Origin of the sequence: Komagataeibacter rhaeticus, from assembly GCF_003207855.1 — a bacterium.
GTDB lineage: Bacteria > Pseudomonadota > Alphaproteobacteria > Acetobacterales > Acetobacteraceae > Komagataeibacter > Komagataeibacter rhaeticus.
The window spans coordinates 1-7,545 of record NZ_NKTZ01000042.1 but is presented as its reverse complement, the minus strand read 5'-3'; the positions used below and the strand labels follow the sequence as shown (position 1 = coordinate 7,545).

Sequence of the window (7,545 nt, the reverse complement as noted above, 5' to 3'; positions counted from 1 at the left end):
AGGACAGGACCTTGCGCGTGAACCAGTCCATGATCGCCACGAGATAGAGAAATCCCCGTTTCATGGGAATATATGTGATATCGGAACACCAGACCTGGTCAGGCCGATTGATGACCAGATCCCGTAGCAGATATGGATATTTCCGATGCTCCGGATGGGGCACGGTCGTGCGCGGCTTCTGGTAGATCGCCCGCAGGCCCATGATCGCCATGAGCCGCCGGACCCGCTTGCGGCCCACTTCATGTCCCTGGCGGCGCAGATGCCATGTCATCTGCCGTGAGCCATAATACGGCGTTTCCAGGAACTGGGCGTCGATCAGCCGCATCAGCTCCAGATTGGCTTCGCTCTGTGGCACAGGCCGATAGTAGACGCCCGACCGGTTGAGTTGCAGCAGCGTGCATTGCCGGATTATCGGCAGGCATGCTCTCTTCGGGTCAATCATCTGCCGCCTCTGATCACGCCCAACCGAGCAGAGGCATCCCGCAAAAAATCCCGTTCCACCAGCAACTGGCCGATCTTGGCGTGCAGTTTCTCTACATCAGCAGGGCTGACTGAAGGTTCCGTTACTGACTTACCAGAAAAAAGGCTTGCCATGCCTTCGATCGCCTGGCGCTTCCATTGGGCGATCATCGTCTGATGCACGCCATGTTTCGAAGCCAGTTCCGCCAGCGTCAGTTCCCCACGGATCGCCTCCAGCGCAACCCGTGACTTGAACTCTGCCGCATACCGTTTCCGCGTAACCTTGCCCATAAAACCCGTCCTCGTTCAGGCCAGATGATAGCTTATCGCCCTGTCCGAAAAATGGGGACCACCTCTTTCCGCCCTGTCGGGCATCACGGACGCGCTTGGCGATGTTTCCACCATCGCGGGCAATGTCGCGGGCCAGCTTTCCACCGTGGTGGGACAGGTCACGCCCGTTGCCGACATGGTGGGGGCGGGCGGGGTATTCGCCACCGTGCAGGACAGTCTGGGCACCGTTGGCGGCCTGTCCGGCGCCGGGGTCAACCTGGCGTCCACGCCGCAGGGGGCGACCAGCCTGCTTTCGGGGCTGGAGGCATCGGGGGCGGGGCTGACATCGGCCATCAGTGCGACCGGGGCCAATCTGGAGGGCACGGGCCTGACCGGTGCGGCGGGACTGTCCACCCTGACGCAGAATGCGGAACTGCACGGCGCATCGGTCATGTCCGGCGCGCTGGTCAACCGGGCCTATGCCAACACGCTTACGGCCACCGGGGCGACCCAGGACGGCCCGCTGGTCACGGCCTGACAGGAAGGGAGGAAGCATGGCAACCACAATCAGGGTCACGGCGGCGGACGGGTCGCTCTATCATGTCGCGGCGCGCTGGCTGGGCGATGCGACCCAGTGGTGGCGCATTGCCCGGCTTAACGGTCTGGACGATCCCGACCTGTCGGGTCTTGCGGCACCCGTGCCGCTGGTGTTGCCGCCAGCCGATGCGACACTGGGCAGCGGCGTGCCGGGGGTGGCGGCATGAGCACGGACATGACCCGCGCCGCCACGCAGGCCGCCACATGGCGCGCGCCGCGTGCGCGGCTGCTGGTGAATGGCACGGAGCGGACGGAAACGGGACTGGAAGCCTTCACGCTGACCCGCACCCGCTACAGCCGCGCCGACACGCTGGAAATGACGCTGGCGGTGGATCGCGCGCAGGCGGCGTCCGGCCTGTGGTTTGACGTGCCCGCACCGGCGGCCGGCTCCGTGCTGCCCGATACCGACATCCAGCTCCAGATGCGGGATGCGGCACGGGATGGCAGCCAGTGGACCACGCTGTTCCAGGGCATTGTGGACCATGTGGAATGGAGCCCGGCGGAAACATCCGTCCACATCCAGTGCCGCGACTATCTGGCACGGCTGCTGGACATGCGCGTGCTGGACGGATGGATGAACATGACCGGCGCGGACCTGGCGCGCGCCGTGATCACGGCGGCGGGGCTGACCCCCGATGTCACGATGGACACCGCCATGGTGGGCCAGTTCTGGCAGGTGGAGCACAAGCGCACGGCGGCTACCAGCCACGGGCGGTTCCAGACGGCGTTCGACCTGGTCAGCGCCCTTGCCATCCAGGCGGGATGCGACCTGTATGCCAGTGGCACCACCATCATCTGCGCGCCACCCCCCACCGCCGGTACCGCCAACACGCATGTGCTGGACTATGCCGATACCGGGCCGCTTTCCCCCATCAGCATGGGGGCCAGCGGCCTGCGCCTGACCCGCGATTACCAGATTGACCGGGGCGTGGTGGTGCATGTGATGAGCTGGGACAGCCGCCAGCGCACGAAGGTGGCGTATTACTGGTCCGCCGCGGGCGGGTCGGCCACGGCCCCCGCCACATCCGGTGGCAGCGTGCACAGCTTCAGCCTGCCCGGCGCGCGGCTTGACGGGCTTGAGCAGTATGCAAGGCAGAAATACAGCCAGATCGTGGCGCATGCCCGCACCATAACCGGCACCATGCCCGGTTGCGCGACATTGGCCCCGCGCCAGTTCATGCAGGTCAGCGGCACCGGCACGACATGGGACGGCACGCTGGATGTGGACAGCGTGACCAGCAGTTTTTCATGGCAGGGCGGCTTTTCCCAGCAGGTCACGCTGCGCCGCCGCGACACCAGCACACAGGAGGACAGCAATGGCTGACACCCGCATGCTTGCCGCCAACATGGCCAACGCGCAGGCCCAGCCCGGCTTCGGGCTGGTCAGCGCGGTGGACCCGGTCAACCATGCCGTAAAGGTCACGGCCCAGCCCGCCGGGGTGGAAAGCGGCTGGCTGCCCCATGCTGCCATGCAGGTTGGCAGCCTGCGCATTGCCTGCCCGCCCGATATTGGCGCGCATGTGCTGCTGGTGCGGCTGGAAGGCGATGGGGAACACGCGGTGTGCGCCTGCCCGGTATATGACACCGTGGTCATGCCGCCCCTCTCTCCCGCTACCGGCAGGCCGGCCCAGCCGGGGGAGATGCTGGTCATGGCCGGCTGCGGCGCGCCCCCTGCGAATGCTGGCGCGGCGGCGGGCCAGCCGGCCGGAAGCGCGCCGTGGTGGCACATCACCAGGGACACGATCTACAGCGGGGCCGGAAACACCACCGAGACCCTGACCAGTGGTTCCCGCGCGTGGAAGGTCGGCGGTGTATCCATGACGCTGGACGCGAACGGACTGGCCGTGACTGGCGGCGCGATCACGACTGACAGGGACATGACGGCACAGGGCAGCGTAACCGGCGGGACGGACGTTCTGGCCGCCGGCATTTCCGGCAGGGGCCACACCCATGGCGGCGTGCAGCCCGGCGGCGGCACGACGGGAGAACCACAATGAACCGCCCGATGCCAACCCCGCCGCGCCGGCCACGGCCCGCGCCCCGTCAGGCCATGCGCGCCCGGCCCGACAGCACGCGGCATGAGGTGGAAAGTGGCGCGGCCATCGGCCTGATGGTCCTGGCGGTCCGTCCGGGCGGGCAGTATCGCGGCACCAGCGCGAGGGTACGGCCATGAGCGCGCTGTCCCACACCATGGGCGGTGACCTTGACCTGTCGGCCACCGGCGGCGTGGCGGTGGTCACGGGGGCGGAGCAGACGCGGCAGGCACTGCTGCGCCGGTTGTGCACCGGCACGGGGGCCTATATATGGCAGCCCGGTTATGGCGCCGGGCTGCCCGCGCGCGTGGGCGGCGTGATGGATGAGGGCGCCATCCGCGCCCTTGTGCTGGAACAGATGCAGGCCGATGCCGGGGTGGACCAGACCCGGGCCATAACGGTCAGCGTGACCAGCCCGAAAACCGGCGCCTGCCTGCTGGCCATATCCTATACCGATGCCCGGAGTGGCGCGGTACAGGAACTGGCGCTGACAGCCTGAACCACCCTATGCGGGGCGGTTGCGGGCCTTCCATGCCAGCCATTCCGCCCGCGTCATTTCCCATTTCTGCGCCGGTATGTCCCGCCCGCACAGGAAGTCCCGCCGGTGCGTGCCGGTCAGGCGCATGCCCATCCTGCGGGAAATGGCGACGGAGCCCGCGTTGTCCACCGCCTTTTCCGTGCGGATGACCGGGCGGCCCAGTGTCAGGAACCAGTAATCGTTCACCGCTTCCACCGCCTCGGTCATCAGTCCCTGGCGCTGCCATTGCGGGGCCAGCCAGAAGCCACGGTTTTCACGCGGGGCGGCAGCCGATGGATCATCCATCAGTGAAATCACGCCCATCAGCGCGTCCGGCCCGCTGCGGGGGCGGATGGACCAGTGCCACGCCACCCCCCGCGCCATGGCGGGCAGGGCCACGTCGCGTATGAATTTTTCGGCGTCATCCGGGCCATAGGGCCACGGGACGCGCGGGGCCAGGAAGCGCACGATCTCCCATTGCGGAAACAGTACCTGAATGGCCGGGGCATCGGCCAGCGCCAGCGGTTCCAGCCGCAGGCGGGGCGTGAACAGGGCGGGAAAGGGCGTGGCAGGCATAAGGCGGGGTCCGGTCGGGCGTGGCGACAATCGGCCCGATCCTCGGGCGCATTGGCGCAAAATACAAGAGATGTTCCACAAACATGATGGAGAGTCCGGGTGGCCATCACCTTCCAATCCTTCAAGACCACGCTGGGCAACATGGTCGCGAGCGCACAGGGCGCGTGCCCGTCGCTGCTTGACCTCAATGTCGGCTCCCCCGGCCGCGCCATGCTCGAAGCGGTGGCGGGGCTGGGGCTGTGGTTCCAGTTCATCGCGCTCCAGATCCTCTCGCGCACGCGGCTTGCCACCTCCATCGGTTCGGACGTGGACAGTTTCGTGCAGGATTTCGGCCTGACGCGGGAGGCGGGGACGGCGGCAACCGGCACCGTGACCTTTACGTCGTTCACGCCATCCAGCCAGTCGGCCACCATTGCGGTGGGCACCACGGTCAAGACCGCATCGAACATGGTCTATGACGTGGTGGGGGACAGCACGAACGCGGCGTGGTCGGCAGCCGATGGCGCCTATGTCCGCCCGGCGGGCACGGCATCCATCACGCTTCCTGTCCAGTGCGGGACCACGGGCAGCACGGGCAACGTCGCGGCGGGCGCCATCTGCCTGCTGGGCACGGCGGTTGCGGGCATCGATACGGTCACCAACACCGCTGCCCTGACCAATGGCAGCGATGGCGAGACGGATGCCGCCCTGCGCACGCGGTTCGTGGCCTATATCAACAGCCGGTCAAAGGCCACGATTGCCGCCATTGAAAACGCGGTGACCGATGTGTCCGCCGACCTGGTCTATCAGGTGGTGGAGAACGTGGACACGTCCGGCGCAACGCTTCCCGGCAATGTGGTGGTGTTTGTCGATGACGGGTCGGGCGATGTGTCCGACAGTGTGATTGATGAAGTCTATACGGCGGTGGACGCCGTGCGCCCGGCGGCCGTGTCCATTCAGGTCGTGCGGCCCACGGTGGTGCGGCCAGCCGTTGCCATGACGGTCACCGTGGGCGGCACAGGCGACCTTGCTACGGTGGAAAGCACGATCAGCACCAATATCGCGGCCTATCTGAACGGTCTGGCCATCGGGGCTTCGGCCAGTTATTCGCGGCTGATCCAGATTGCCTATGCCGCCAGCACATCCGTCACCAATGTAACCGGCGTGACACTGGCCGGTGGCACGGTGGACCTGCCCGCAACAACCGGCACGGCGTATCGGGCCGGGGCGGTGAGCTTTGGCTGACGTCACACAGAACGGCTTTGCCCTGCGCATCCGCAGGCTGCTGCCGACCGGGTGGTTTCCATCTCCACCAGCGACAGGAGAAGCGGAACAGGCCCCGGTGCTGAACGCCCTGTTGCAGGGTTATGGCCGCGTGTTCGCATGGATATGGGCCATGCTGGCGGGAACGGCGGACCAGACCCGGCTGGCCACCATGACCGGGGCGTTCCTGGACATGTTCGCCGCCGATTTCTTCGGAACCCTGCTGACGCGCAACACCGGCGAAAGTGATGACGCCTTCCGCACCCGCATTGAGGAAGCCCTGTTTCCCTCGCTCGGCACCCGGCCCGACGTGGTCAACACCATTGCCGATGAAGTGGGCAGTGCAGGGCGCGTGATCGAACCGCGCAATGCCACCGACTGCAAGGGACTGGGCAGCCTTGCGGCACCGGCCATTGGCGGTGGCTACGGCTATGGCGTGGCCGCCCTGCGCTACGGCTCACGCGCGGCACCCTTCCAGCTTTTTGCACAGTTGCCCACTGGTGACACCAGCCCGCCCGCAACACAGACACTGGACCGCATCGCCAATGTGCTGCCCGCAGGCACCATTGCGTGGGTGCAGGACGTGGAGAACCTCGACTGATGGACAGACAGATCGTCTACCCGGCACAGATCCCGCTGGATAGTGACCAGCTCAATGCCCAGCGCAATGCCTATGTGGGGCTGGGCCAGCTTGCGGCCATGGCCTATGGCTGGACCACGGTTTCCGCCAGCGGCTTCGCCTGCGCGCCGGGTGCGGGGCTTGCCGTGGTCCTTGCCCCCGGTTCGCTGCTGGCCCCCGGCGTGGTGGATGGCACCGCCTATGGCACGCTGGCCGCCGTAGCCAGTGCGCTTGTGCGCCAGTATGGCAGCCGCGACCCCGTAACCCTTGCGGTGCCGGGGGCGGGGGCCACCTATACGGTTTATGTCACGCCCGCCACGGTGGACGGGGCGGACACCGTGCTGCCGTTCTACAACGCCGCCGACCCGTCCGTGACCTATGCAGGCGCCGATAACAGCGGCAACACCGCGCCCACGGTGCGGCAGGATGTGGCGCAACCTGGCATTGGCACATCGGTGCCCACGGGTGCGTATGCGCTATGGACCATAACCGTGCCCGCCGGGGCCACATCCATCACGGCGGGCATGATCACGCAGGCCGAGGGCGCGCCGTTTTATGACACCATCCCGCAATTGCAGGCGGGCAAGCAGGACAGCCTTGGCTTCACGCCCGTCCAGCAGGGCGGTGGTGCGGATCAGGGTAGTAACAAGGTCTATCTTGGGTGGGAAATCATAAGCGGCACTTCCACAGGCCGCCTGCGCTACCAGATTGACGCGACCGATATCGGGGCGCTTGCCAACTATGCGGATGTCACGGCCGAACAGACCGCACGCGCCAGCGCGGACGCGGCCCTTTCCACCCGGATCAACGGCTGCGTCCTCCAGCAGTCCGACAGTGCGACAAACCCGGTCACGCTACTGGGGGTGAACACATCGGACTATCGGGTCCGCGCCTATGACCCGGTGGAGGCGGTGTGGAAGGTACTGGCCAACTATTCCGATGTTGAGGCGGTGCAGGCCACGATAGGCGAGTTGACCACCGCATGGGGCTATGTCCTTGCCTCCGACAATATTACCGCCCCCGCATGGGCAACCAGCGTGGAAATCGAAGCCGTGGGGGCCGGAGGAGGTGGTGGAGGCTGCCAGGGTTCCAGCACGGCGGAAACCGTATCCGGCGGAGGCGGGGCATCTGGCGGCTACATAAAGGCGATCTATCCGGTGGCGGGTGGCGACACGCTGGGCATCACCATCGGTGCCGGAGGCGGCGGGGGAGAAGGGGCGTTACCAGGCAAT

Annotated in this window: 10 protein-coding genes and 1 pseudogene; 9 read left to right on the top strand and 2 right to left on the bottom strand. The window is 66.7% G+C overall.

The genetic code is table 11. From position 1 onward, the window contains the following. A pseudogene (locus tag CFR78_RS15590) lies at positions 1-750 on the bottom strand (IS3 family transposase); the annotation flags it as partial. A gap of 145 nt (positions 751-895) precedes the next feature. Here CFR78_RS15590 and CFR78_RS15585 point away from each other — a divergent pair. Genes CFR78_RS15585 through CFR78_RS15565 form a run of 6 tightly spaced genes read left to right on the top strand, consistent with a single transcriptional unit; the run spans position 896 to position 3,858 of the window. Further along, positions 896-1,267, top strand: a complete 372-nt coding sequence (locus CFR78_RS15585) for a hypothetical protein (RefSeq protein WP_258366201.1) — start codon at positions 896-898, stop codon at positions 1,265-1,267. Positions 1,268-1,283: 16 nt separating this feature from the next. Continuing rightward, entirely contained in the window at positions 1,284-1,493 is a 210-nt protein-coding gene (locus tag CFR78_RS15580) for a hypothetical protein (protein ID WP_007398474.1), read from the top strand. Continuing rightward, positions 1,490-2,650: a phage late control D family protein gene (locus CFR78_RS15575; protein ID WP_034928005.1), complete on the top strand. Its 1,161-nt coding sequence runs from the start codon at positions 1,490-1,492 to the stop codon at positions 2,648-2,650. Before CFR78_RS15580 ends, CFR78_RS15575 begins: the two co-directional genes overlap by 4 nt. After that, positions 2,643-3,323, top strand: a complete 681-nt coding sequence (locus CFR78_RS15570) for a phage baseplate assembly protein V (protein ID WP_034928008.1) — start codon at positions 2,643-2,645, stop codon at positions 3,321-3,323. Before CFR78_RS15575 ends, CFR78_RS15570 begins: the two co-directional genes overlap by 8 nt. Beyond that, positions 3,320-3,499, top strand: coding sequence for a hypothetical protein (locus CFR78_RS16135; RefSeq protein WP_146221313.1), 180 nt, complete (start codon positions 3,320-3,322; stop codon positions 3,497-3,499). Before CFR78_RS15570 ends, CFR78_RS16135 begins: the two co-directional genes overlap by 4 nt. Further along, on the top strand, positions 3,496-3,858 hold the full coding sequence (locus CFR78_RS15565) for a hypothetical protein (protein WP_034928011.1): 363 nt from the start codon (positions 3,496-3,498) through the stop codon (positions 3,856-3,858). Before CFR78_RS16135 ends, CFR78_RS15565 begins: the two co-directional genes overlap by 4 nt. A gap of 6 nt (positions 3,859-3,864) precedes the next feature. Here CFR78_RS15565 and CFR78_RS15560 read toward each other — a convergent pair whose 3' ends face one another. Continuing rightward, positions 3,865-4,452 (bottom strand): GNAT family N-acetyltransferase, encoded by a 588-nt coding sequence (locus CFR78_RS15560; RefSeq protein ID WP_034928013.1) that lies wholly within the window; start codon positions 4,450-4,452, stop codon positions 3,865-3,867. Between the two features lie 99 nt (positions 4,453-4,551). Here CFR78_RS15560 and CFR78_RS15555 point away from each other — a divergent pair, with 99 nt between their 5' ends. The 3 genes from CFR78_RS15555 to CFR78_RS16745 form a co-directional block, all read left to right on the top strand. Then, positions 4,552-5,676 carry a baseplate J/gp47 family protein gene (locus CFR78_RS15555; protein ID WP_034928015.1) on the top strand — a complete coding sequence of 375 codons (1,125 nt, stop codon included), beginning with the start codon at positions 4,552-4,554 and terminating at the stop codon, positions 5,674-5,676. Then, positions 5,669-6,295, top strand: coding sequence for a hypothetical protein (locus CFR78_RS15550; RefSeq protein WP_034928018.1), 627 nt, complete (start codon positions 5,669-5,671; stop codon positions 6,293-6,295). Before CFR78_RS15555 ends, CFR78_RS15550 begins: the two co-directional genes overlap by 8 nt. After that, on the top strand, positions 6,295-7,545 hold a 1,251-nt coding region (locus tag CFR78_RS16745; protein ID WP_456305888.1), incomplete at its 3' end, for a glycine-rich domain-containing protein. The genes CFR78_RS15550 and CFR78_RS16745, both read left to right, overlap by 1 nt.

Excerpts from the sequence above, each read along its gene's own strand:
- CFR78_RS15575 (WP_034928005.1), top strand. The coding sequence starts at position 1,490 with ATGAGCACGGACATGACCCGCGCCGCCACGCAGGCCGCCACATGGCGC.
- CFR78_RS15580 (WP_007398474.1), top strand. The coding sequence starts at position 1,284 with ATGGCAACCACAATCAGGGTCACGGCGGCGGACGGGTCGCTCTATCAT.
- CFR78_RS15565 (WP_034928011.1), top strand. The coding sequence starts at position 3,496 with ATGAGCGCGCTGTCCCACACCATGGGCGGTGACCTTGACCTGTCGGCC.
- CFR78_RS15560 (WP_034928013.1), bottom strand. The coding sequence starts at position 4,452 with ATGCCTGCCACGCCCTTTCCCGCCCTGTTCACGCCCCGCCTGCGGCTG.
- CFR78_RS16135 (WP_146221313.1), top strand. The coding sequence starts at position 3,320 with ATGAACCGCCCGATGCCAACCCCGCCGCGCCGGCCACGGCCCGCGCCC.
- CFR78_RS15570 (WP_034928008.1), top strand. The coding sequence starts at position 2,643 with ATGGCTGACACCCGCATGCTTGCCGCCAACATGGCCAACGCGCAGGCC.